Annotated in this window: 20 protein-coding genes and 1 other RNA gene; 19 read left to right on the forward strand and 2 right to left on the reverse strand. The window is 63.0% G+C overall.

Going from position 1 to position 23,747, the window contains the following annotated elements; translation table 11 throughout:
* Positions 1–4 precede the first annotated feature (4 nt).
* On the reverse strand, positions 5–3,937 hold the full coding sequence (locus tag ABID19_RS04130; protein WP_354488153.1) for a hydantoinase B/oxoprolinase family protein: 3,933 nt from the start codon (positions 3,935–3,937) through the stop codon (positions 5–7).
* 200 nt (positions 3,938–4,137) lie between these two features.
* Between ABID19_RS04130 and ABID19_RS04135 the strand changes: the two genes are divergently transcribed.
* From ABID19_RS04135 to ABID19_RS04165, 7 genes are all read left to right on the forward strand, one after another.
* Entirely contained in the window at positions 4,138–4,338 is a 201-nt protein-coding gene (locus tag ABID19_RS04135) for a hypothetical protein (RefSeq protein WP_352936836.1), read from the forward strand.
* Between the two features lie 247 nt (positions 4,339–4,585).
* Entirely contained in the window at positions 4,586–5,305 is a 720-nt protein-coding gene (locus ABID19_RS04140) for a DnaJ family molecular chaperone (protein ID WP_354488155.1), read from the forward strand.
* Positions 5,302–6,069 (forward strand): N-acetylmuramoyl-L-alanine amidase, encoded by a 768-nt coding sequence (locus ABID19_RS04145; RefSeq protein WP_354488157.1) that lies wholly within the window; start codon positions 5,302–5,304, stop codon positions 6,067–6,069. The genes ABID19_RS04140 and ABID19_RS04145 overlap by 4 nt, the downstream gene beginning before the upstream one ends.
* Before the next feature lie 185 nt (positions 6,070–6,254).
* Positions 6,255–7,034: a lytic transglycosylase domain-containing protein gene (locus ABID19_RS04150; protein WP_354488159.1), complete on the forward strand. Its 780-nt coding sequence runs from the start codon at positions 6,255–6,257 to the stop codon at positions 7,032–7,034.
* Positions 7,035–7,093: 59 nt separating this feature from the next.
* Positions 7,094–7,491: RNase P RNA component class A (gene rnpB / locus ABID19_RS04155), an RNA gene on the forward strand.
* A gap of 176 nt (positions 7,492–7,667) precedes the next feature.
* Positions 7,668–7,943, forward strand: coding sequence for a type II toxin-antitoxin system ParD family antitoxin (locus ABID19_RS04160; RefSeq protein ID WP_354488160.1), 276 nt, complete (start codon positions 7,668–7,670; stop codon positions 7,941–7,943).
* Positions 7,940–8,242 (forward strand): type II toxin-antitoxin system RelE/ParE family toxin, encoded by a 303-nt coding sequence (locus ABID19_RS04165; RefSeq protein WP_354488161.1) that lies wholly within the window; start codon positions 7,940–7,942, stop codon positions 8,240–8,242. Before ABID19_RS04160 ends, ABID19_RS04165 begins: the two co-directional genes overlap by 4 nt.
* A 9-nt stretch (positions 8,243–8,251) precedes the next feature.
* Here the strand turns inward: ABID19_RS04165 and ABID19_RS04170 are convergent, their stop codons facing one another.
* Entirely contained in the window at positions 8,252–9,367 is a 1,116-nt protein-coding gene (locus ABID19_RS04170) for a cystathionine gamma-lyase (RefSeq protein ID WP_354488163.1), read from the reverse strand.
* A gap of 402 nt (positions 9,368–9,769) precedes the next feature.
* Here ABID19_RS04170 and mraZ point away from each other — a divergent pair, with 402 nt between their 5' ends.
* From mraZ to murB, 12 genes are read left to right on the forward strand one after another with little or no spacing between them, the layout of a single operon-like run.
* Complete coding sequence (gene mraZ / locus ABID19_RS04175) at positions 9,770–10,228, forward strand: division/cell wall cluster transcriptional repressor MraZ (RefSeq protein WP_354488165.1); 459 nt, start codon at positions 9,770–9,772, stop codon at positions 10,226–10,228.
* On the forward strand, positions 10,225–11,256 hold the full coding sequence (gene rsmH, locus ABID19_RS04180) for a 16S rRNA (cytosine(1402)-N(4))-methyltransferase RsmH (protein WP_354488167.1): 1,032 nt from the start codon (positions 10,225–10,227) through the stop codon (positions 11,254–11,256). The genes mraZ and rsmH overlap by 4 nt, the downstream gene beginning before the upstream one ends.
* A 4-nt stretch (positions 11,257–11,260) precedes the next feature.
* Complete coding sequence (gene ftsL / locus ABID19_RS04185; RefSeq protein WP_352936830.1) at positions 11,261–11,638, forward strand: cell division protein FtsL; 378 nt, start codon at positions 11,261–11,263, stop codon at positions 11,636–11,638.
* Positions 11,635–13,377 carry a peptidoglycan D,D-transpeptidase FtsI family protein gene (locus tag ABID19_RS04190; RefSeq protein WP_354488169.1) on the forward strand — a complete coding sequence of 581 codons (1,743 nt, stop codon included), beginning with the start codon at positions 11,635–11,637 and terminating at the stop codon, positions 13,375–13,377. The genes ftsL and ABID19_RS04190 overlap by 4 nt, the downstream gene beginning before the upstream one ends.
* A 54-nt stretch (positions 13,378–13,431) precedes the next feature.
* Positions 13,432–14,886 carry a UDP-N-acetylmuramoyl-L-alanyl-D-glutamate--2,6-diaminopimelate ligase gene (locus ABID19_RS04195; protein ID WP_354488170.1) on the forward strand — a complete coding sequence of 485 codons (1,455 nt, stop codon included), beginning with the start codon at positions 13,432–13,434 and terminating at the stop codon, positions 14,884–14,886.
* Entirely contained in the window at positions 14,883–16,316 is a 1,434-nt protein-coding gene (locus tag ABID19_RS04200; protein WP_354488172.1) for a UDP-N-acetylmuramoylalanyl-D-glutamyl-2,6-diaminopimelate--D-alanyl-D-alanine ligase, read from the forward strand. Before ABID19_RS04195 ends, ABID19_RS04200 begins: the two co-directional genes overlap by 4 nt.
* 24 nt (positions 16,317–16,340) lie before the next feature.
* The gene (mraY, locus tag ABID19_RS04205) at positions 16,341–17,423 is read left to right on the forward strand and encodes a phospho-N-acetylmuramoyl-pentapeptide-transferase (protein ID WP_354488174.1); all 1,083 of its coding nucleotides are present in this window, start codon (positions 16,341–16,343) and stop codon (positions 17,421–17,423) included.
* Between the two features lie 8 nt (positions 17,424–17,431).
* The gene (murD, locus tag ABID19_RS04210) at positions 17,432–18,835 is read left to right on the forward strand and encodes a UDP-N-acetylmuramoyl-L-alanine--D-glutamate ligase (RefSeq protein ID WP_354488175.1); all 1,404 of its coding nucleotides are present in this window, start codon (positions 17,432–17,434) and stop codon (positions 18,833–18,835) included.
* Positions 18,835–19,986 carry a putative lipid II flippase FtsW gene (gene ftsW / locus ABID19_RS04215; protein ID WP_352936824.1) on the forward strand — a complete coding sequence of 384 codons (1,152 nt, stop codon included), beginning with the start codon at positions 18,835–18,837 and terminating at the stop codon, positions 19,984–19,986. Before murD ends, ftsW begins: the two co-directional genes overlap by 1 nt.
* A gap of 1 nt (position 19,987) precedes the next feature.
* Positions 19,988–21,115: an undecaprenyldiphospho-muramoylpentapeptide beta-N-acetylglucosaminyltransferase gene (murG, locus tag ABID19_RS04220; protein WP_354488177.1), complete on the forward strand. Its 1,128-nt coding sequence runs from the start codon at positions 19,988–19,990 to the stop codon at positions 21,113–21,115.
* Positions 21,112–22,518, forward strand: coding sequence for a UDP-N-acetylmuramate--L-alanine ligase (murC, locus tag ABID19_RS04225; RefSeq protein WP_354488179.1), 1,407 nt, complete (start codon positions 21,112–21,114; stop codon positions 22,516–22,518). Before murG ends, murC begins: the two co-directional genes overlap by 4 nt.
* Positions 22,515–23,480 carry a UDP-N-acetylmuramate dehydrogenase gene (murB, locus tag ABID19_RS04230; protein WP_354488180.1) on the forward strand — a complete coding sequence of 322 codons (966 nt, stop codon included), beginning with the start codon at positions 22,515–22,517 and terminating at the stop codon, positions 23,478–23,480. The genes murC and murB overlap by 4 nt, the downstream gene beginning before the upstream one ends.
* Positions 23,481–23,747: the final 267 nt, after the last annotated feature.

Genomic DNA, 23,747 nt, shown 5'->3' on the forward strand with positions numbered 1-23,747 from the left:
TGGCTCAGGCCTCGCCAAACCCACCCGGCGTCGGTGTCGTCACGATGACGGCGTCACCGGCCTCGAGCACTGTCTGGTCGCAAGCCTTCAGGACTTCGACGCGGCCATCCGTGCGGCGGACCTTGGTCGAGCCAATTTCGCCATCGCCGCCGCCGTCGAGGCCTTGCGGTGGGCGGTTGCGATGCGAGGACAGGATGGCGCACTCCATCTTTTCGAGGAAGCGGATGGTGCGCCTGGTGCCGTCACCGGCACTCCATTTGCCTTTGCCGCCGGAGCCTTCGCGGATGTGGAAATCCTCGAGCAGGACGGGAAAACGCAGTTCAAGCACTTCCGGGTCGGTCAGGCGCGAATTGGTCATGTGGGTGTGGACGCCGGAGGTGCCGGAAAAGCCGCGGCCGGAGTTCATCCGGCCGGCCGGCGAGCCGGAGCAGATCGTCTCGTAATACTGGTACTTCTTGTTGCCGAAGGTGAGATTGTTCATGGTGCCTTGCGCGTTGGCTATCGCGCCCATGGCGCCGAACAGCGCGTTGGTGACATGCTGCGAGGTCTCGACATTGCCGGCGACGACCGCCGCAGGGTAGGCGGGCTTCAGCATGCAACCCTCAGGAATAATGATGTTGATGGGTCTCAGACACCCGGCATTCATCGGGATCATGTCCTCGACCATGACGCGGAAAACATAGAGCACGGCCGCGCGGGCGACCGGCTCGGGAGCGTTGAAATTGTTCTTCATGACCGGCGACGTGCCAGTGAAGTCAACGGTCGCCTCACGCTTTTGCCGGTCGACCGAGATCTTCACCTTGATGATCTGGCCGGTATCGGTCGGATACTCGTATACAGAACTGTCGGGCAGCCGCTCCAGCACGCGGCGCACACTTTCGGCTGCATTGTCCTGGACGTGACCCATATAGGCCTCGACGACATCGAGGCCGAAATGCGCGACCATCTTGCGCAGTTCGGCAACGCCCTTTTCGTTGGCGGCAATCTGCGCCTTGAGGTCGGCAATGTTCTGGTGTGGATTGCGTGCGGGGTAGGGATGGTCGGTGAGCAGCGTCTCCAACTCCTTCTCACGGAATCGACCGCGATCGACGATGCGGAAATTGTCGAACAGCACGCCTTCCTCATCGACCGTGGTGGCGAGCGGCGTCATCGAGCCGGGCGCCGTGCCGCCGATGTCGGCATGGTGGCCGCGCGAGGCGACGTAGAAGAGGATTTCCTCCCCCCTCGAGGGGGAGGTAGCGGCGAAGCCGCCGGAGGGGGTCGCCGCGGCAGTGCTCGACGTTGTTGAGGTGCCTCCTGAGAGGACCCCCTCTGGCCGCTTTGCGGCCATCTCCCCCTCAAGGGGGGAGATTAGGTCAGCGCTTGCAAAAACCGGCGTCACCACCGTGATATCAGGCAGATGCGTGCCGCCATTGTAGGGCGCGTTGAGGGCAAAGACATCGCCGGGGTGGATGTCGCCGGAGTTGAGCCGGATGATGGTCTCGACCGAACGGTCCATGGAGCCGAGATGCACCGGCATGTGCGGCGCGTTGGCGACCAGCGCGCCATGGCGGTCAAAGACGGCGCAGGAGAAATCCAGCCGTTCCTTGATGTTGACGGAATAGGCGGTGTTCTGCAGCGTCACGCCCATCTGTTCGGCGATCGACATGAACAGGTTATTGAACACCTCCAGCATGACCGGATCGGCCCCCATCTTCCCGGAGAGACCGGTGCCGAGTGCCGCCTGCCGGCGCTTTTTCTCGATGCGGCGCAAGAGCACATGGTTCTTGGCGGTGATCTCGGCCTGCCAGCCCGGCTCGACGACGATGGTCTGGTTCGGCTCGATGATCAAAGCAGGGCCGGCGGTCTTGTTGCCCGGTTTCAATGTCTCGCGAGGAAAGATACCGGCGTCGCGCCAGGCGCCATCGGTGAAGATCTTCCTATTCTCCGCAGGGTTTACGGCGATGCCCTCAAGGACTGAATCACTTTCCTCGCGGCCGGTGCCGCCGGTGTCGATGCCTTCGACGCCGACCGATTCCACGATCATCGGCTTGTCGTCATAGACGAAACCGAACTGCGCCTTGTGGGCCGTTTCGAAATCGCCTTTGGCCCGTTCAATCGATCCGCGCTCGAAATTCACCGGCAGTGCGGTGTCAGTGCCGTCATAGCGGACCTGCAGCACCGGCTTCGAGGCGACAGCGTCCTCAGCGATTCCTTGCGCGGCGAGCTCCTCGATGACGTCCTTTTGCAGCGTTGCGATGAGTTCGTCGATTGCCGGTTTGGAGCCTTCCAACAGCGGTTTGAGCAGCGCCTGCTGGCGCGATGCAAAGACCGAGGACAGGCCGATACCATAGGCCGAAAGCAGGCCGGAAAAGGGATGGATCAGCACGGCTTCCATGCCGAGCGCATCGGCAACGAGGCAAGCGTGCTGGCCACCGGCGCCGCCAAAGCAGTTCAACAGATATTCGGTGACATCGTAGCCGCGCTGCACGGAAATCTTCTTGATGGCATTGGCCATGTTTTCCACAGCGATGGTGACGAAGCCTTCTGCGACTGCCTCCGGCGCGCGGCCGTCGCCAATCTGGGTGGCCAGCGCGGCAAACTTTTCGCGCACGGTGTCGACGTCGAGCGGTTCGTTCTGGCCGGGCCCAAAAATGGCCGGGAAGAAGTCGGGCTGCAGCTTGCCCAGCATGACATTGGCGTCGGTGACGGCCAGCGGGCCGCCGCGCCGGTACGCAGCCGGGCCGGGATTGGCGCCGGCCGAATCCGGGCCGGCGCGGAAACGGCCGGCCTCGTAATGCAGGATCGAGCCGCCGCCGGCGGCAACGGTATGGATGCGCATCATTGGCGCGCGGATGCGCACGCCGGCGACCTCGGTGTCGAAGGCGCGCTCATAGTCGCCGTCATAATGGGCGACGTCGGTCGACGTGCCGCCCATGTCGAAGCCGATGACTTTGTCGAAACCGGCGAGTTTTGCGGTCTCGACCATGCCGACGACGCCGCCGGCCGGACCTGATAACAACGCGTCCTTGCCCTGGAACATGTCGGCCGCCGTGAGGCCGCCGGACGACATCATGAACATGAGGCGAGGGGATTGGCCGATCTCCCCCCTTGTGGGGGAGATGCCCGGCAGGGCAGAGGGGGGCGCCGTAGGGCGCTTCGTGTCATGATTGACGTCACTGGGAAGTTGAGATGCTGGCGGGACAGCGCCCCCCTCTGTCGGCTTCGCCGACATCTCCCCCACAAGGGGGGAGACTGGCGCCGCGCCCAGCTCTCCCGCCACTCTTTGCACATAGCGCGACAGAATCGGCGACAGATAGGCGTCGACGACCGTAGTGTCGCCGCGGCCAACCAGCTTTATCAGCGGCGAGACCTCATGGCTGACCGAGACCTGGCCGAAGCCGAGCTTGCGGCAGACTTTTGCAACCGCCTTTTCGTGGTCGGGATATTTCCAGGCATGCATGAAGACGATCGCTACGGCGTCGATACCGTCGGCCTTGGCTTGTTCGATGGCCGGCCGGCAGGCGGCAATGTCGAGCAGCCGTTCGACATTGCCGTCGGCGCGCACGCGTTCGTCGACTTCAATGACGCGTTCGTAGAGCTGCTCTGGAAGGATGATCTCCTTGGCGAAGATGTCGGGCCGCGCCTGATAGGCGATCCTCAGCGCGTCGCGAAATCCCCTGGTGATGAGCAGCAGAACACGGTCGCCTTTGCGCTCCAGAAGCGCGTTGGTGGCAACCGTGGTGCCCATCTTCACGTCGCCGATCAGGCCGGACGGGATCGGAACGCCGGATTTCAGTCCGAGCAGATCGCGAATGCCCTGGATGGCGGCGTCGGCGTAGGCTTCAGGATTCTCGGACAGCAGTTTGCGTGGGTGCAGCCTGCCCTGCGGGTCACGGCCGATGACATCGGTAAAGGTGCCGCCGCGGTCGATCCAGAAGTCCCATTTGGCGATCACGTCAGCTCTCCCAGGCATTTTATTGATTCAATGTGTTAATTTCCCAGTAGCCTGGTGTTAGTTCGCCATGGCTTCGCCGGCAACGGCAAAAGCAGACGATGTTACATGCGGAAATGCAACGTTACGAAACTCATAGCCGCCTGATGCATTCTCTCGTTGATCGTCACCGTTAGCGGGGGCGTGATTAGAGGAGAGATATCATGAAGAAACTCATTCTTGCGTCGGTTTCGGCGCTTGCCCTGCTCGGCGTTGCTGCTTGCAGCGACAGCGGCACGGGCGGAGACGCCACCACCACACAGAGCACCAATCCGCCGGCAAACGAGCAGCCGATGCAGCCGGCCCCTGATGCCACGCAGCCGGCTGAGCCGGCTCCGGCGCAGCCATCTGCGCCTGCACAGTAGTCCATATGACGAAAAGAAGGCCGGCATGATGCCGGCCTTCTTGGCTGGATGATGGGCACCTTGCGGCGACCGCCGCAGGGTGAAAAGGGCGTTCTTATCCGCCAGGCGATATGACCTGTGTCGCGGCTATTTGCCGGTTTTCCCATGATCGACTGTTGGCGCGGGCCTGCCTCAGGCACCCCTTAGGGCGCCCCTGCGGCATTGTCTTCGCTTGATAGCGGTGCCCGGTTAGCCCTAATAGGTGCCCATGTCGATTTGGGATCGCCTCGGCGACTTCATCACGCGCGTTTCGTCCTCAACCTCGTCGGGTGTCGCCGACGTGGTCGAGGCCGTGCGCACGGTTTTCTCGGGCGATCCGGATCTGCGCCGGCGCGTCGCGTTCTCGGTGGCGATGATTGCGCTGTCGGCCAAGATGGCCAAAGCCGACGGCATCGTCACGCAGGACGAGGTGCGCGCCTTCCAGCAGATATTCGAAGTGCCGAAGGAGCAGACGCGAAACGTGGCGCGGCTCTACGATCTGGCCAAGCGCGACATCGCCGGATTTGAGACCTATGCCGAACGCATGGCGCAGCTTTGCGGCTCCGGTCATTCGAACTGCGTGATGCTGGAGGACATTCTCGACGGGCTGTTCCACATCGCCAAGGCCGACGGGCTAGTCCACGAGCGCGAAGGCCATTTCCTGCATCGCATCGCCGAGATCTTCCGGATCGAGGAGGCGCATTACCAGAGCATTCTGGCGCGGCACATCGATCTCGGTGCGGCTGATCCCTATATCGTGCTTGGCATCGAACGGGGGAAACCGTTCGAGGAGGTCCGAAAGCGTTATCGCAAGCTGGTCTCGGACAATCACCCCGACCGGCTGATCGCACGCGGCCTGCCGCAGGAATTCATCAAGATCGCAACCAGCAGGATAGCGGCGATCAACGCAGCTTATGAGATGATCGAACGAGGCCTGCGGCACGCATGAGCGGCTTCCTGCCCGACGAGCCGAGCGCCGAGGTAAGGGTATCGCCGAATTTCGGTCCACGACGCGAGACGACCAAACCCGACATGATCGTGCTGCACTACACCGGCATGAAGACCGGCGCCGGCGCCGAAGCCTGGCTGTGCGATCCAATGAGCGAGGTTTCGTCGCACTATCTCGTCCATGAGGACGGCCGCATCGTCCAGATGGTCAGGGAAAGCGACCGTGCCTGGCATGCAGGCAAGAGTTCGTGGTTCGGACGCAGCGACATCAACTCCTGCTCCGTCGGCATCGAGATCGTCAATCCGGGGCATTCGCTGGGCTATCGGAACTTTCCGAAACGGCAGATCGATGCCGTCATCGGCCTGTGCAAGGGAATTGTTCAGCGCCATTCCATTCCAGCCCAACGGGTGCTCGCCCATTCCGATGTGGCGCCGGGGCGCAAGATCGATCCGGGCGAGAAATTCCCCTGGAAGGCGCTGTTCGAGGCCGGTGTCGGCCATCTTGTCAAAGCGGCATCCGTCAGGCGCGGCGCGGTGCTGAAGGTCGGCGATGCGAATGCCGAGGTCGAGGCGTTGCAGTCGATGCTGGCGCTCTACGGCTATGGCGTCGAGATATCAGGCGCTTTCGACCGGCAGACGGAGATCGTGGTCGAGGCTTTCCAGCGGCATTTCCGGCAACGCCAAGTGGATGGCGTGGCCGACGGATCGACAATCCGCACGCTGGAAAGGCTGCTTGCTTCCGTGAGGGCAGGTCCGTCCAAATAGTCTTTCCCTTGGCCGTTAAGTTACAATCTGTCACTTAAAGTGACTTGCCTCGCCTTCTTTGCCGCCAAATCGACCGTCAAAGGCGATCCGTGCAAGTTGTCGGATCTACAGCCCGCCAGATGTTCCGACGGTGATTTAGCGTAGCTGCCTGAGTTCTTCACGCAGTCCAAACAGAACAGGACCCCATGCAGAAATTGACCGTTTTAACGGCAGCTGTTGCTGCCGGCGTAATGACTTTTGCCTTCAGCACGGCGAATGGCGCTCCATTGAGCCAGCGGGCCGACCAGGGTTTCATTACCGCACCAGATAAAACCGCCACGACGAAATCCGGCCAAGATGCGAAGGAAAAAAGGACAGTCTCAGCTAAGGCGGTAAAAGCTGCTGCGGTAAAGGTGAAAAAGCCAGCATCCGCCAAGGCGGAAAAAGCTGGCGTAAAAGTGAAAAAGCCAGCCTCTGCAAAAAATGCAGTCTCCAAGCGGCATGTGAAGCGCAACAGGAAACGCATCGACCGGACGACGACGGCGTCGATCGCCCGGAAAAACAGGGCAGCGGCGCCCAAGGCGGCGGCCGCCGGCGGCAGTGGCCAGTATTCGACGATCATCGAGCGTCATGCCGCCAGCAATGGTGTGCCGGTCTCGCTCGCCAAGGCCGTCATCATGATCGAGAGCGGCTTCCAGCCGAACCAGGTTGGCAGCGCCGGGGAGATCGGCCTGATGCAGATCAAGCCGTCGACGGCGCGGATGATGGGTTACAGCGGCTCGATCAAGGGCCTCTACGATCCGGACACCAATATCAAATACGGCATGAAATACCTCGCCATGGCGCGGAACCTCGGCGGCGGCACGACCTGCGGCACGATCCTCAAATACAATGCCGGCCATGGCGCCAAGCGGATGAACCCGATATCCGCGGCCTATTGCGGCAAGGTCAAGGTGCAGTTGGCAGCGCTTGGAGCGCCGGCGTAATAAGCCGGAAACTGCTTTTTTGTTTGCGTTTTCGAACGTGAACCCCTTTATACGCCTTGCCAGCTGGCCGGGCGGCCGCACCCGCGAAGCCGAAAGGCTGCGGGTGAGGAAAGTCCGGGCTCCATGGAGACACGGTGCCGGTTAATGGCCGGCGGGGGCGACCCTAGGGAAAGTGCCACAGAAAGCAAACCGCCACGATCCGTCGTGGTAAGGGTGAAAGGGTGGGGTAAGAGCCCACCGCGCGACTGGCAACAGGAGCGGCACGGTAAACCCCACCGGGAGCAAGACCGAATAGGGGCGGTGCGGGGGGAAACCCTCGAGGGCTGTTTCCGGCTCACCGTCCGGGTAGGTTGCGTGAGGCGCATGGCAACATGCGCCCAAGATGAATGGCCGCCACGTTCTCGCGCCGCAAGGGGCGAGGGCCATACAGAACCCGGCTTACAGGCCAGCTGGCAGTTTTCTCCAGATCTAAAACGAAGTCCCTGATATCGGCGGGTTGCGCCTTGGGGCGCACCTGCTGGTTCAGACCCTTCATTGACTGAATCAGCATTGCTGGGCGTACGAGGAGCAAGCGTTTCTTGAAGTTGGTACGATTAAATCGTACCATATACGGGCAATATCAGGAGCGCATTCATGGGTCAGGTCGACAAACGCAGCATCACGCTTTCGCCGGAATTGGCGGCGGCGGTCGACGATGTGGTCGCCGCCGGCGAGTACGCTTCGGCGAGCGAGGTGATCCGCGACGCGCTCAGGCAATGGAAGGACCGGCGCGATCTGCACGGCTATACGGTCGAGGAGCTGCGCAAGCTGGCGCAGGAAGGGATCGACAGCGGACCGGGACGATTTGCGTCGATCGACGAAATCAAGGCTGAAGCGCGCAGACGATTGAAATCCGATAACGCGGCATGAATTTGCTGCCCATCATCCGAACTGCAAATGCAGAAGAGGATTTGATCGCGATCTGGCTTCATATCGCGCGAGACGACGAGGCTGCAGCAGACCGGCTGCTCGACCGGATCGAAGCCCGCTGGCAGCAACTGGCGACTTATCCTTTCTCAGGCGCGTCGCGCGAAGACATTGCGCCCGGCATTCGCCATCTAGTCGTCGGCGAATATCTCACCTTGTACCGTGTCGGCGAGGATGCGACCGAAATCCTGCGGGTGCTGCATGGCCGACGCAATATCGAAGCCAACGATCTGGCTTCGTGATCGATCCGTTCAGCCGCTGACGCCGTCCAGTGACGCCTCGATCGCTTGCCAAAGCTCTTCCACCGGCTCGCAGCCGACGGACAGGCGAACGAAACCGGGAGGAACAGCATCTCCTCTTTTTGCTCGCCGTTCCGCCGAAGTGTGCACGCCTCCGAACGACGTTGCTGCCTGCATCAATGCGCAGTTGTTGATGAAATCCTCGGCCTTGTCCTCCGAGGCGAGCACGAACGAGATGAGGAAGCCGAAGCGCTCCATCTGGGCGCGGGCAAGATTGTGCGAGGGATCGCTTTCCAGACCCGGAAAGCGCAAGCCCTTGATCGCACGATGGTTCTCCAGCCGCCGCGCTATTATTTCGGCGGAAGCGCACATCCGGTCGAAACGAACCTCCAGCGTTTCGAGGCCGCGATGCACCAGCCATGCTTCGAACGGGCCGGGAATGGAGCCTGAGGTCTCACGCCAGCCGGATACGGCGGCTATGATGTCCTCATTGCGGCTGGCGACATGGCCGAACAGCACGTCGGAATGGCCGTTGGGCGCCTTGGTGTCGGCGGCAACAACGATGTCGGCGCCGAGATCGAGCGGTCGCTGGCCGAAGGGCGTCATCGTCGTGTTGTCGACCACCAGGATCGCGCCCGCTTTGTGCGCCGCTTCGGCGACAGCTGTAATGTCGCAGATATCCAGTCCCGGATTGGCGGGGGTTTCGACAAAGGCCAGCCGGTATCCATCGAAGCCGCCGTCGAGGAAGGTCGATGTCGGCCGGACGTCGTAGGCGACGCCGAACGGTTTCAGGAAACGGTCCGCCAGCGCCCGCGTGGTGTGATAGCCGTCCGACGGCAGCAGGATACGGTCGCCGGATTTGAGCAACCCAAAAAACACCGCCGAGATTGCAGCCATTCCCGAGGGGAAGGCGACGCATGGCGCGTCTTCAAGATGCGCCAGCATGTGCTCGACCGCGTCCCAGGTCGGATTGCTGAAGCGGCCATATTGATCGAAGCCGGTAGCGTCGCCGGGTGCGTGGAAAATGGCGGCCATGGTTAGGGGCAGGGGAATTGGGTCACCCTTGGCAAGCCTGCCGCGACGCAGATGGGAAAGTGCCGCCGCGCGGGACTTGGCTGTTTCGGACATGGTTTCAACCTTGTTTCTGACCGGAAAGGAAGGGCCGACGCTATGCGTGGTGGCGATCCGCGGCAAGCCGTCTCCGGTCAGGCCAAGCAGCTCTAAACGCTTCGTTAGGCTTAATGGAGCATAAAGACGGGAGTGCCGTCGAAGCTGCTCTCATCGGTTGTGGCACGCATGTTTGTGAAGCCTATTCCCGTTGACGCCCATAACGCCCCATGATATCCCATTCCAACATTCAAGCTTTCGTTCCGCGTCAGGGTGAAGCGTACGCCAATCGGGCAGCCGCGGCGGCTGTGCGTTTGCCTGTTTTCGCCCGGAACGAAGTGAGTTTTGGACGGGGACCGCGCCGCGGCGGCGCGGACGGGAAGATGCAGAGGGGTGCGGCGGCGCAAGCGGCCGTAACGCGTAATGGACCGGTTTCTGTCAAGCGCGGTGAACAGGATCGATGCGAAGGGGCGGGTGTCCGTTCCGGCGCATTTCCGCGCGGTTGTGCAGAAGCGCGGTTATTCGGAACTCTATGCGCTGCGCTGCCTGGACCGTCCGGCGATGGATGTCGGCGGGCTCGACCTGCTCGACCGCTACGAGCAGCGCATCGCGCAGGAAGACCCCTTTTTGCAGACGGCGGACGACATGTCGTTCTTCTGCCATGGAGATGGAACCTTTCTCAAGCTCGATCAGGATGGCCGCATCTCGATGACCGATTTCATCCGCGAGCACACCGGCATTTCCGCGGAAGCGGCGTTTGTCGGTCGCGGCAATTTCTTTCAGATCTGGGAACCTGGACGGCTCACCGCCTATGGGGCGGAAGCACGCGCCCGGCTTTTGCAGCTTCGGCAGGGGACGAAGCCTGGGGAGCGGTCGGAATGATGGCGGGCTACGGCGATGATCCTCACGCCGCTGGCGGACCGGCCCGTCACATTCCGGTCCTCCTTGCCGAGGTGCTGGAGGTGCTTTCGCCTGGAGCAGGCGAGGTGATCGTCGACGGCACCTTCGGCGCCGGCGGCTACACCAAAGCCATTCTGGCAAGCGGCGCCTCGGTCGTCGCCATAGACCGCGATCCGGATGCGATCGATGCGGGTCGTGTTCTCGAACAACAATCGGGCGGCAAGCTCAGGCTCGTTCAGGCGCCGTTCTCGACATTGGACGAGCATGTTGAAAGCGCCGATGGCGTCGTGCTCGACATCGGCATCTCCTCAATGCAGATCGACCAGGCTGAGCGCGGTTTTTCGTTCCGCGCCGATGGGCCGCTCGACATGCGCATGGCGCAAGCGGGCCTGAGCGCCGCCGACGTCGTCAACAGCTTCAAGGTGGGCGATCTTGCCCGCATCTTCGGCTTCCTTGGCGAAGAGCGCCATGCCGGCCGCATTGCCCGGATGATCGAAAGCCGTCGCGAAAAACATCCGTTCGAGCGCACGCTCGACCTTGCCGATGCGATCGAGACGCATATTGGCCGCGCGCCGAAGGACAAGATCCATCCAGCGACCCGCGTCTTTCAGGCGTTGCGGATTTTCGTCAATGACGAACTCGGCGAACTGGCCAAAGCGCTGTTTGCGGCTGAACGCGTGCTGAAACCGAGCGGACGGCTGGCCGTGGTGACGTTCCACTCGCTGGAAGACCGCATCGTCAAACGTTTCATCGCCGATCGGGCCGATGCGGCGACCGGATCGCGGCACCTGCCCGAGGCACAAGCGCGCAGCGCCACCTTCAAGAAGGTGGGCAGCGGCGTGACGCCCGACGAGGCCGAGATATCAGCCAATCCGCGGGCGCGGTCGGCAAGGTTGCGCGCTGCGGCGCGCACCGACGCGCCGGCGCGCGCCGGCGATTTTTCGATTTTCGGGCTTCCAAAACTTCCTGACCCAAAACTTCCCGGTGTCGACCGGCCGGGAGAGAGGTGAGCACGTGTTTCGTACCAGCGACATAGTCCTGATCGCCGTCATGGTTTCGGCTGCGGCCCTGACCTACAAGACCAAGCGCGAGGCCGAGGAACAATTGGCGGCGGTGCACAAGATCCAGGCGCAGATCCGCTACGAGGAGGATACGATCGATCTCCTTAAGGCGGACTGGAGCCTGCTTACCCAGCCGTCGCGCCTGCAAAAGCTGGCCGAGATCTATAAATCGCAACTCGAGCTCGAGCCGGTCAGTGCCCGCCAGATCATCGGGCTGGACGAACTGCCGGCAAAACCCGTCACCATCGAGGACCTGTCGTCGCAGCGGCTGGGCGGTATGGCCGACAGCGGTGACAAGGATCCTGTGGTGACCGGAGGCATCGTCCAATGATCGTCAGCCTTCCATCGATCGCCAGGGTTCCCTTGATTGCGAGACTGCTGAACGGCCGCGCCACGTCGGAAGACGGATCGATTGTGGTCGAAGGCGCCCGCAAGGCGACCGGCGGCAAGGGCAGGACCCGCATCGTGATGACGATGGCGGTTTTCTTCGGCATCTATTCGACCATCACCGGGCGGCTGGTCTATCTGGGTTTCCAGAATCCCGACCTGTCCGGCGGCCCACAGAGCCGGGTGACGGCGTCTCGGCCCGACATCGTCGACCGCAACGGGGAAGTGCTGGCGACGGACATCAAGACGGCGTCGCTGTTTGCCGAACCGCGCCGCATCGTCGATGCCGACGAGGCGATCGAAAAGCTGGCGACGGTGCTTCCCGAAATCGACTACGAGCAGACCTATCACAAGCTGAAGAGCGGCGCCGGCTTCGTCTGGCTGCAGCGGCAACTGACGCCCAAGCAACAATCCGATATCATGCAGCTCGGCATTCCCGGCTTCGGCTTCCGCACCGAAAAGCGCCGCTTCTATCCGGCTGGCGAAACCTCGTCCTACATTGTCGGCCTCACCAACATCGACAATCAGGGCATCTCCGGCATGGAGAAATACATCGACGAACAGGGGCTGAGCGACCTTCAGGCGTCGGGCCTTGCCGTGGCCAAGGATCTGAAGCCGGTGCGGCTCTCGATCGACCTGCGCGTCCAACATATCGTGCGTGACGAGGTCGCCGCCGGCATGGAGAAATACCGCGCCATTGCGGCCGGCGCCGTCGTTCTCAACGTCAAGACCGGCGAAGTGATGGCGATGGCCTCGGTTCCGGATTTCGATCCGAACAATCCCTATAATGCGCAGGACAAGGACCGCTTGAATCGCATGTCGGCCGGCCTTTACGAAATGGGCTCGACCCTGAAGAGCTTTACCACCGCGATGGCACTCGATTCCGGCAAAGTGACGCTGGAAAGCCGTTTCGACGCTTCGCGCCCGATCAGGATCGGCCGCCAGACTATTCATGATTTTCATGGCAAGGCCCGAGTGCTGTCGGTGCCGGAAGTGTTCATCTACTCGTCCAACATCGGTTCGGCCAAGGAAGCCGAAGCGGTCGGCATCGAGGGCCACCGCGAATTCCTGCATCGCCTGGGGATCCTCGAGAAGATGCAGACGGAACTGCCTGAGGTCGCCCGCCCGACTGAGCCCAAAATCTGGAAACAGGTCCATTCGATCACCATCGCCTTCGGTCACGGCGTGTCGACAACGCCGCTGCAGACGGCGGTCGGCTGTGCTGCGCTGGTGAACGGCGGCTATCTGATCCAGCCGACATTCCTGAGGCGCGCGCAGGAACAGGCGATGTCGGTGGCCAAGAAAGTGGTCAGCGACAAGACCTCCGAGAGCATGCGCTATCTCTACGCGCTCAATGCCGAGAAAGGCTCAGGCAGGAACGCCAGGGTTCCCGGTTTTCGTGTCGGCGGCAAGACAGGAACGGCCGAGAAGGTTGTCAACGGCCGCTACTCAAAGGACAAGAACTTCAACGCCTTCGTCGCGGCTTTCCCGATGGACGATCCGCAATACATCGTGCTTACGATCGCCGACGAACCGAAGCCGGAAAAGCCCGGCATGGGTGCGACCGCCGCCTCGAATGCCGGCGCCATGGCTGCAAACATCATCCGACGTTCGGCTTCCATGCTTGGCGTGAAGCCAGATTTCAGCCATGAAAATGGCGCAACGCTGGTTTCCTATCAGTGATTCTTAGGGCGCGCCGGCAACTGCGCGCTATTTTGTTGCGATGAACGGGGTTCGATGAAGCTGAAAGATCTAGCCGGTATCCTGCCTGTCGAGGGGACAGCTTCCTTCGATACGGAGGTTACCGGGATTTCGTCGGATTCCCGCCAGGTAAAACCGGGCGTGGTCTTCTTCGCGCTCGCCGGTACCAAGGCGGATGGCGCGGCCTATGCCGCCGATGCAGCCAAACGCGGCGCAGCGGCGATCGTGACCGGTAAGGGCAGCGCCGTCGCTGGACTGCCGGTGCCGGTTCTGGCCGTCGACGACCCGCGCCTTGCGCTGGCGCTGAGTGCCGCCCGTTACTTCGCCAGGCAGCCGCAAACCATGGTCGCAGTGACCGGCACCAGCGGCAAGACATCGGTTGCGGCTTTCACCAGGCAGATCTGGGAGCAGTCGGGCTTCGCCGCCGCTTCGATCGGCACAACCGGCGTGGTGGCGCCGGGCCGCAACGAATATGGCTCGCTGACCACCCCCGACCCGGTAGATCTGCACAGGCTGCTGAGGGAACTGGCGGATGCCGGCGTTACCCACGCGTCGATGGAAGCCTCCAGCCACGGGCTCGACCAGCGCCGGCTCGACGGCGTGAAGCTTGCCGCCGGCGGGTTCACCAATCTCGGCCGCGACCATATGGACTATCATCCAACGGTCGAGGACTATCATCGCGCCAAGCTGCGCCTGTTCGACGCACTGCTGCCGAAGGGCGCGCCAGCCGTGATCTTTGCCGACGATCCATGGTCGCAGCCGACGATCCAGGCGGCGAGGGCGGCGGGGCTGAATGTGCTGACGGTCGGCCGTCATGGCGAGTTCCTGAGACTGAAGCGGGTCGAGCACGAGCGCCACCGTCAGCGTGCCGAGGTGGAAGTCGATGGCGTTCTTCACGAGGTCGACCTGCCGCTGGCCGGCGATTTCCAGATAGCCAATGCCCTGGTTTCGGCGGGGCTTGCCATCTCCACTGGCACGCCCGCCGCCAAAGCCCTGATCGCGTTGGAGAAATTGAAGGGCGCGCCGGGCCGGCTCGACCTCGTCGGGACAACATCCAACGGCGCGCCGGTCTATGTCGATTACGCACACAAGCCCGACGCGCTGGAAAACGTGTTGGCCTCGGTGCGGCCGTTCACCACCGGTCGCGTCATCGTCGTGTTCGGCTGTGGCGGCGACCGCGACCGGGGCAAGCGTCCGATCATGGGCGAGATCGCCACGCGGCTCGCCGACGTCGTCATCGTTACCGACGACAATCCGCGCTCGGAAGTGCCCGAAACGATCCGCTCCGCGATCCTTGCCGCCGCACCCGGCGCCGTTGAGATCGGCGACCGGCGCAAGGCGATCCACGAGGCAGTCGCCATGCTCCATGCCGGCGACACGCTGATCGTGGCCGGAAAGGGACATGAGGAAGGCCAGACCATCGGCGCCGAGACCCTGCATTTTTCCGACCATGAGGAAGTCCGCGCCGCGCTCCAGGAGCGCGCTGCATGAGCCTGCTGTGGACCTCCGGAGATCTCGTCGCCGCCATGGGCGGACGACCGCTCGGGCCGATGCCGGAAGGCATTAGCGGCATCTCGATCGACAGCCGCAGCCTTGAGCCGGGCGATGCTTTCTTCGCCATCAAGGGCGAGGCGATGGACGGCCATGACTTCGCGACCGCCGCCATCAAGGCCGGCGCCGGCGTGCTGGTCGTCGCCGAGGGCAAGCTGCCGTCGCTCGGGCGGCTGACGGCACCGATGATCGTCGTGCAGGACGTGCTGGCCGCGTTGGAGAAGCTGGGTTTGGCCGCACGCGCGCGCTCGAACGCCAAGATCATCGCGGTGACCGGTTCGGCGGGCAAGACCACCACCAAGGAAGCGCTGCGCCATGTGCTGTCAGCGGTCGGCAAGGTGCATGCGTCAGCCCAGTCTTTCAACAATCACTGGGGCGTGCCGCTGACGCTGGCGCGGATGCCGGCGGATTGCGATTATGCCGTCTTCGAGATCGGCATGAACCATCCCGACGAGATCCGGCCGTTGGTCAGGATGGTCCGGCCGCATGTCGCCGTCATCACGCTGATTGCCGCGGCACATCTCGGTTTCTTCCGTAACCTGGACGAGATCGCCAAGGCCAAGGCGGAGATTTTCGAAGGGCTGGAGCCGGACGGTGCCGTCCTTCTCAACCGCGACGACCAGCGCTGGAAGCTTCTGGACAAGATGGCGAGAGCCGCCGGCATCGAGCATATTTACGGGTTTGGCGAAAATGCCCGTGCAACCTTCAAACTGCTCAAATGCGCGCTGCATGCCGATCATTCGGTCATCACCGCCAAGATCGGCGGACAGGAAATCACCGCCAGGGTCGGCGCGCCGGGCCGCCACATGGTGCAAAATGTGCTGGCGGTGCTGGGCGCCGCGCATCTGGTCGGTGCCGACATCGCCAGGGTGGCGCTGGCGCTGGCCGATCTTTCGGCAGAACGCGGACGCGGCAAGCGCCACGTGCTGCGCCACCCGAAAGGTACGATCACGCTGATCGACGAGAGCTACAACGCCAATCCGGCGTCGATGAGCGCTGCAATGGCGCTGCTCAACGCGACGCCGGTGTCGGACGAAGGCAGGCGCATCGCTGTGCTCGGCGACATGCTCGAACTCGGCGACCATTCGGCGAAGCTGCACGCTGCACTTGCCGACCTGATAGTCGGCACCGAGACGCGCACGGTTTTTCTCGCCGGTCCGGAAATGCGGGCGCTGGCCGATATCCTGCCCGACGAGATCAAGACGGAGTATCGCCCCAGTGCCGAGGATCTGAAACTGGTGCTTCTGTCGGCGTTGAAGCCTGGCGACGTGGTGATGATCAAATCGTCGAAAGGCATCGGGTTTTCCAAGCTGGTCGACGCATTGCTCGGCAAATTTCCGGCTGTAGCCACAACCACCAAACAGACCTAGAGCCAGGTCCGGGGGCCGAATCGCATGTTCACACTGCTCGTCGAATTCGCGGACAAGATCTCGGTCTTCAACGTCTTCCGCTACATAACTTTCCGTACCGGCGGCGCGCTGATCACCGCGGCGCTGATCGTCTTCATCTTCGGACCGGCCATCATCAATTCGCTGAGGCTGCGGCAAGGCAAGGGCCAGCCGATCCGCGCCGACGGGCCGCAGACGCATTTCAAGAAAGCCGGCACGCCGACCATGGGCGGGCTGATGATCCTGTGCGGCATCGTCGGCTCGTCGCTTTTGTGGGCGAACCTGTCCAGCATCTACGTCTGGGTGGTGCTGCTGGTGACGCTCGGTTTCGGCTCGATCGGCTTCTACGACGATTATCTGAAGGTGACGAAGCAATCGCATCTCGGCTTTTCCGGCAAGGCACGGCTGGCGCTTGAATTCGTCATCGCCGGCATCGCCGCCTGGGTGATCATGCATAATGGCCAGGCGCCGTTCTCGTCGTCGCTGACTTTTCCGTTCGCCAAGGAATTTCTCATCAATCTCGGCTGGTTCTTCATTCCGTTTGCGTGCTTCGTGATCGTCGGCGCCGGCAATGCGGTGAACCTGACCGACGGCCTCGACGGGCTGGCGATCGTGCCGATCATGATCGCGGCGGCGTCCTTCGGCGTTATCGCCTATCTCTCCGGTAATGCAGTGTTCGCCGAATATCTGCAGATCCATTTCGTGCCCGGCACCGGGGAACTGGCGGTGGTCCTCGGCGCGGTGATTGGCGCTGGCCTCGGCTTCCTGTGGTTCAACGCACCACCGGCGGCGATCTTCATGGGCGATACCGGCTCGCTGGCCTTGGGCGGCCTGATCGGCACGGTCGCCGTTGCCACCAAGCACGAGATCGTGCTGGTCATCGTCGGCGGCCTGTTCGTCGTCGAGATCCTGTCGGTCATCATTCAGGTCGGCTACTTCAAGATGACCGGGAAGCGGGTGTTCCTGATGGCGCCGATCCACCATCATTTCGAAAAGCTCGGCTGGACCGAAAGCCAAGTGGTGATCCGCTTCTGGATCATCGCCGTCATCCTGGCATTGGTCGGCCTGTCGACCCTGAAGCTGAGATAGGAGGCCGCTTGATCCCCGCCGCATCCTTCGCAAGCAAATGCGTTTCGCTCTTCGGGCTCGGCGGCTCGGGGATCGCCACGGCGCGCGCGCTGATCGAGGGCGGAGCGGATGTGCTCGCTTGGGACGACAATCCCGGCAGCGTCGCCAATGCCGCGGCCGTTGGCATCGCGACCGGCGATCTGCGCGGCGCCGATTGGGCGAAGTTTTCGGCCTTCGTGCTGTCGCCCGGCGTGCCGCTGACGCATCCGAAGCCGCACTGGACAGTGGAGCTGGCGCGCGCTTCAGGCGTCGAGATCATCGGTGATATCGAGCTGTTCTGCCGCGAGCGGACCTTGCTGGCGCCGGCAGCACCGTTCATCGCCATCACCGGCACCAACGGCAAATCGACGACCACGGCGCTGACAGCGCATATCCTGAAATCGGCCGGACGCGACACGCAGATGGGCGGCAATATCGGCCGCGCGGTGATGACGCTCGATCCGCCGGAGCCCGGGCGGCACTATGTCGTGGAATGCTCGTCCTACCAGATAGATCTGGCGCCCTCGATCAATCCTACCGCCGGCGTGCTGCTCAACCTGACGCCGGATCATCTCGACCGTCATGGCACGATGCAGCATTACGCCGCGATCAAGGAACGTCTGGCGGCCGGCAGCGAAACCGCGATTGTCGGTATCGACGATTCCTGGGGCGCCCAGCTCGCCGACCGGCTGGAGCGGGCAGGCCGGCACGTCATCCGCATTTCCAAGCGCCTGCCGCTGACCGACGGCTATTTCGCCGACGGCACCGATCTGATGGAAGCGGTGCATGGCCGGTATAGCCGCGTTGCCTTTCTCGAAGGCATCGGCTCGCTGCGCGGCCAGCACAATGCGCAGAACGCGCTGGCCGCCGTCGCCGCCTGTCTCAAGGTCGGGCTCGATCTGGGCGAGATCCAGGCGGGGCTGGAAAGCTTTCCCGGGCTGGCGCACCGTATGGAGCAGGTTGGCCGCAAGGGCCATGTGCTGTTCATCAACGATTCCAAGGCAACCAATGCCGATGCGGCTGCGCCAGCATTGTCGAGTTTCCCACGCATCTACTGGATCGCCGGCGGGTTGCCGAAAGAGGGTGGCATCGAGCCGTTGCGCGGCCTCTTTCCGCGCATCGCCAAGGCCTATCTGATCGGCGAGGCGGCACCGGCGTTCTCGGCGACGCTCGGCGAGGCGGTGCCTTACGAGATCTCCGGCACGCTGGCGGCAGCGGTCGAACACGCCGCAAGCGACGCGGCAAAGGATGATCACAACGGCGAGGTGGTGGTGCTGCTTTCACCGGCCTGCGCCAGTTTCGACCAGTTCAAGAATTTCGAAGTGCGCGGCGACGCCTTCAGGCAAGCTGCGAGCACTATCGATGGCGTGAAGCCGATCGGAGGGACACGATAATGCAAAGCCGTCTCGACAAAAGCCCGGTTGCCACCTGGTGGTGGACGATCGATCGCTGGTTCCTGGCCGCGTTCCTGTCGCTGATGGGGCTTGGCATCGTGCTGTCTTTCGCAGCAAGCCCGGCGGTGGCCCAGCGCATCGGCCTCGACAGTTTCCACTTCGCCACACGGCAGATCATCTTCACCATTCCGGCACTTGGCGTGATGCTGGCCGTTTCCTTCCTGGAATCGCGGCAGATCAGGCGCATGGCCCTGGCCATGCTGTGCATCATGCTCGTGCTGATGGTGGCGGTGCTCTACATCGGCGTCGAGGTGAAGGGCGCGCGGCGCTGGGTATCGCTCGCCGGCGTGTCGATCCAGCCTTCGGAATTCCTCAAGCCGGCTTTCGTCGTCATCTGCGCCTGGCTGTTTGCCGAACACAAGCGTCAGCCCGACATTCCGGGCAATCTGTTCGCCATGCTGCTGCTGGCCCTCGTCATCTCGCTGCTGGTGGCGCAGCCCGATTTCGGCCAGACCATGCTGGTGCTCGGCACCTGGGGGGTGATGTTCTTCATGGCCGGATTGCCATGGCTGTGGATCATCGCACTGGGCGCTGCCGGTATCGGCGGGGTGTTTGCCGCCTATACGGTGTTTCCGCATGTCGCCGGCCGTATCGACCGCTTCCTGACGGGCGAGGGTGACACGTTCCAGGTCGACATGGGCCGCGATGCGCTGATCAATGGCGGCTGGTTCGGGGTCGGGCCGGGCGAGGGCACTGTCAAGCGGGTCATACCCGACAGCCATGCCGATTTCGTCTTCTCGGTGGCCGGCGAGGAGTTCGGACTGATCATGTGCTTCTTCATCATGACCATCTTCGCCTTCATCGTGCTGCGCGGGCTCAGCACCGCGCTCAAGGAGCAGGACGATTTCTCACGCTATGCGGTTGGCGGTCTGGTTACGGTTTTCGGCCTGCAGTCGGTCATCAACATGGCCGTCAATCTGCAGCTTATGCCCGCCAAGGGCATGACCTTGCCGTTCATCTCCTATGGCGGCTCCTCGCAGATCGCAATCGCCATCTCGATGGGCATGGTGCTGGCGCTGACGCGCAAGCGCCCGGAAAAGCGCAAGCAGTTGGGCTTCGCACCGTCGCCGCGCGCCATGCCGGCGGAGTGAGATGTCGAGCGGCTCGATCCTTCTGGCGGCCGGCGGTACGGGCGGGCATCTCTTCCCGGCCGAGGCGCTGGCGCATGAGCTGATCAGGCGCGGCTGGACGGTGCATCTCGCCACCGATGACCGCGCCGAGCGTTTTGCCGGCCAGTTTCCGGCCGCAGGTATCCATCCGATCCAGTCGGCAACCATCGGCTCGAAGAACCCTTTTGCCGTGCTCGCTGCCTTCTGGAAGATCTGGGGTGGCGTGCGCCAGGCATCCGCCGTGATCGGCCGGATCAAGCCGGCCGTCGTGGTCGGTTTCGGCGGCTATCCGACGCTGCCGCCGCTCTATGCGGCGACGCGGCGCAAGGTGCCGACGCTGATCCATGAGCAGAACGCGGTGATGGGACGTGCCAACCGGGCGCTGGCCGGCCGCGTCGATGCCATTGCCGGTGGGTTTTTGCCGGAAGATTCAAGCGCTGCAGGCGCCAAGACGGTGACCACAGGCAATCCGGTCAGGCCGCAAGTGCTGGAGGCGGCAAAGACGCCTTACACCGCCTCGACCGGAAACCAGCGCTTCCGGTTTCTGGTGTTCGGCGGCAGCCAGGGCGCACAGTTCTTTTCTGATGCAATGCCGGCGGCGGTCGAACTGCTTTCCGACATACAACGCAGGCGGCTTGATATCACGCAGCAAGCGCGTGCCGACGATGTCGAGCGGGTGAAGGCGGCCTATGCGGCTCTCGGCGTCGAGGCTGAGGTGTCGCCCTTCTTCACCGACATGGCGGCGCGCATGGCTGCGGCGCATCTGGTGATGTCGCGGTCCGGCGCATCGACCGTTTCGGAAATCGCGGTGATAGGCCGGCCGGCGCTGCTGGTGCCCTATCCGCATGCGCTCGACCACGACCAGGCGGCCAATGCCGCGGCATTGGCCGCGGCAGGTGGCGCCGAAGTGCATCCGCAATCCACGCTTTCGCCCGAGCGTATCGCCGCACTGATTGGTGCCCTGATCGACAGTCCGGAGCGGCTGACCACAATGGCAGGGGCGGCGAAATCGGCCGGAAAACCGGATGCGGCACGGTTGCTCGCCGATCTGACAGAGGCTATTGCGTCGAAGAAAAGCATATCGGACTTCAGGAAGGAGACGCACGCATGAAGATGCCGCAGACGATCGGCCTCGTGCATTTCATCGGCATCGGCGGTATCGGTATGAGCGGCATCGCCGAGGTGCTGCACAATCTCGGCTACAAGGTGCAAGGGTCCGACCAGGCCGACAGTGCCAATGTGCAGCGGCTGCGCGACAAGGGCATCGAGTGCTTTGTCGGTCACCACGCCGATAATGTCGGCGATGCCGAAGTGGTTGTCGTCTCGACGGCGATCAAGAAGTCCAATCCGGAGCTGAAGGCGGCGCGCGAAAAACTGCTTCCCATCGTCCGTCGCGCCGAGATGTTGGCGGAACTGATGCGCTTCCGGCAGGCGGTGGCCATCGGCGGCACGCACGGCAAGACGACGACGACCTCGATGGTGGCGACGCTGCTCGAAGCCGGCGGGCTCGATCCGACCGTGATCAATGGCGGCATCATCAATGCCTATGGCACCAACGCCCGCATGGGCGACGGCGAATGGATGGTGGTCGAAGCCGACGAGAGCGACGGCACCTTCCTGAAGCTGCCGGCCGACATCGCCGTCGTCACCAACATCGATCCCGAGCATCTCGACCACTACGGCTCCTTCGACAAGGTGCGCGAAGCCTTTCGTCAGTTCGTCGAGAACGTGCCGTTCTACGGCTTCGGCGTCATGTGCACCGACCACCCGGAGGTGCAGGCGCTGGTCAGCCGCATCGAGGACCGGCGCGTCATTACCTATGGCGAGAACGCGCAGGCCGACGTGCGTTTCACCAATCACCGCATGGACGGGCCGACCTCGGAATTCGACGTGGTGATCCGCGACCGCAAGACCCGTGGTCAGTCGACGATCGCAGGCCTGCGCCTGCCGATGCCCGGCCGTCACAACGTCTCCAACGCGACCGCGGCGATCGCCGTCGCGCATGAGCTCGGGCTTTCGGCCGAGGCAATCAGGAAAGGCCTGTCGTCCTTCGCCGGCGTCAAGCGGCGCTTCACCCGTACCGGTTCGTGGAACGGCGTCGAAATATTCGACGATTACGGCCATCACCCGGTCGAGATCACGGCGGTTCTGAAGGCGGCGCGCGATGCCACCAAGGGCCGCGTCATCGCCATTGCCCAGCCGCACCGCTTCACCCGGCTGCATGATCTGTTCGACGAGTTTTCCGTCTGCTTCAACGACGCCGACACGGTGATGGTGGCGCCGGTCTATCCGGCAGGCGAAGAGCCGATCGACGGGGTAACGTCGGACGCGCTGGTGTCGCGCATCCGCGCTGGCGGCCATCGCGACGCTCGCTACATAGAAGGGCCCGCCGCGATTGCGCCTTTTATCCGCGACCTGGCGAAACCAGGCGATTTCGTCGTCTTCCTCGGCGCCGGCAACATCACCCAATGGGCCTATGCACTGCCCAGGGAACTCGGCGGGACGGCCCCGTGATGCGCGGCCAGGCGTTGATCGACAAGCTTGGCGGCCGGCTTGCCGGCCTGCGCGGCCGTATCACGCCCAATGCCGAGATGGACAAGATCACCTGGTTCCGCGCTGGCGGACTTGCCGACGCGCTGTTCCAGCCAGCAGACGAGGACGATCTCGCCGCGTTCCTGGGGGCGGTGCCCGAAGAAATACCGCTGACCATCGTCGGCATCGGCTCGAACCTGCTTGTTCGCGACGGCGGCATTGCGGGCTTCGTCGTCCGGCTTTCGGCCAAGGGCTTTGGCGAGGCTGAGGCGATCGGCCCGACAACGATCAAGGCGGGCGCCGCCACGCCCGACAAGCGCGTTGCCGCCGTCGCCTACGAGGCCGGCATTGGTGGCTTCCACTTCTACCACGGCATTCCGGGCGCCATCGGCGGCGCGCTGAGGATGAACGCCGGCGCCAATGGCGTCGAGACGCGCGAGCGCGTCATCGAAGTGCGGGCGCTCGACCGCAAGGGCAATGTGCACACGCTTAGCAACGCCGATATGGGTTACGCCTATCGCCATTCGGCAGCACCTGCCGGGTTGATCTTCACATCGGCACTGTTCGAGGGGGTTTTGGAGGACAAGGCCGCGATCAAGGCGGCGATGGATGCCGTCCAGCACCATCGCGAGACCGTGCAGCCGATCCGTGAAAAGACCGGCGGCTCGACCTTCAAGAATCCGGAGGGCACCTCGGCCTGGAAGGAGATCGACAGAGCTGGCTGTCGGGGGCTGATGATCGGTGGCGCGCAGATGTCGCCGATGCATTGCAACTTCATGATCAACACCGGAACCGCGACCGGCTACGACCTCGAATATCTCGGTGAGACGGTGCGCACGCGCGTGCTCGAAAAGTCGGGCATCCGCTTGCATTGGGAAATCAAGCGCATCGGCAATTTCCGGCCGGGGCACGAGGTCCAGGAGTTCCTCGGGCAGTTACTTTAGCGCGATCTGATGTTCATGTAATGCTTGAACTTCAAACGATGTGAAGCATCGCGACCGTTGCGCCAAAGACTCACAGCACAGTTTTTATGGTCGTTTTTACGGAAAGTGAATCTCTCGGAATCGTAAGCACTTGCCAGCGAATCAACTCTCTGATTCTCTGCCTGAAAGCGTTTCCTGATTTGAGTCGTTCGACGCGTTTCCCGCGTTTTCCGTCTGGGGGGCAACCTGCCGGGAGACTCGGACTCAAAGTCGCGGAAATCGTGAGAG

This window comes from Mesorhizobium robiniae (assembly GCF_040545535.1).
In the GTDB taxonomy this organism is placed as follows: Bacteria; Pseudomonadota; Alphaproteobacteria; order Rhizobiales; family Rhizobiaceae; genus Mesorhizobium; species Mesorhizobium robiniae.

Bases quoted from the DNA above. Each gene is read 5' to 3' on its own strand.
- ABID19_RS04195 (WP_354488170.1), top strand. From the start codon at position 13,432: ATGAAGCTGAAAGATCTAGCCGGTATCCTGCCTGTCGAGGGGACAGCT.
- ftsW (WP_352936824.1), top strand. From the start codon at position 18,835: ATGCAAAGCCGTCTCGACAAAAGCCCGGTTGCCACCTGGTGGTGGACG.
- ABID19_RS04160 (WP_354488160.1), top strand. From the start codon at position 7,668: ATGGGTCAGGTCGACAAACGCAGCATCACGCTTTCGCCGGAATTGGCG.
- rsmH (WP_354488167.1), top strand. From the start codon at position 10,225: ATGATGGCGGGCTACGGCGATGATCCTCACGCCGCTGGCGGACCGGCC.
- ABID19_RS04170 (WP_354488163.1), bottom strand. From the start codon at position 9,367: ATGTCCGAAACAGCCAAGTCCCGCGCGGCGGCACTTTCCCATCTGCGT.
- mraY (WP_354488174.1), top strand. From the start codon at position 16,341: ATGTTCACACTGCTCGTCGAATTCGCGGACAAGATCTCGGTCTTCAAC.
- ABID19_RS04145 (WP_354488157.1), top strand. From the start codon at position 5,302: ATGAGCGGCTTCCTGCCCGACGAGCCGAGCGCCGAGGTAAGGGTATCG.
- murC (WP_354488179.1), top strand. From the start codon at position 21,112: ATGAAGATGCCGCAGACGATCGGCCTCGTGCATTTCATCGGCATCGGC.
- mraZ (WP_354488165.1), top strand. From the start codon at position 9,770: ATGGACCGGTTTCTGTCAAGCGCGGTGAACAGGATCGATGCGAAGGGG.
- ABID19_RS04165 (WP_354488161.1), top strand. From the start codon at position 7,940: ATGAATTTGCTGCCCATCATCCGAACTGCAAATGCAGAAGAGGATTTG.
- ABID19_RS04135 (WP_352936836.1), top strand. From the start codon at position 4,138: ATGAAGAAACTCATTCTTGCGTCGGTTTCGGCGCTTGCCCTGCTCGGC.
- murG (WP_354488177.1), top strand. From the start codon at position 19,988: ATGTCGAGCGGCTCGATCCTTCTGGCGGCCGGCGGTACGGGCGGGCAT.
- ABID19_RS04190 (WP_354488169.1), top strand. From the start codon at position 11,635: ATGATCGTCAGCCTTCCATCGATCGCCAGGGTTCCCTTGATTGCGAGA.
- ABID19_RS04140 (WP_354488155.1), top strand. From the start codon at position 4,586: ATGTCGATTTGGGATCGCCTCGGCGACTTCATCACGCGCGTTTCGTCC.
- ABID19_RS04150 (WP_354488159.1), top strand. From the start codon at position 6,255: ATGCAGAAATTGACCGTTTTAACGGCAGCTGTTGCTGCCGGCGTAATG.
- ABID19_RS04200 (WP_354488172.1), top strand. From the start codon at position 14,883: ATGAGCCTGCTGTGGACCTCCGGAGATCTCGTCGCCGCCATGGGCGGA.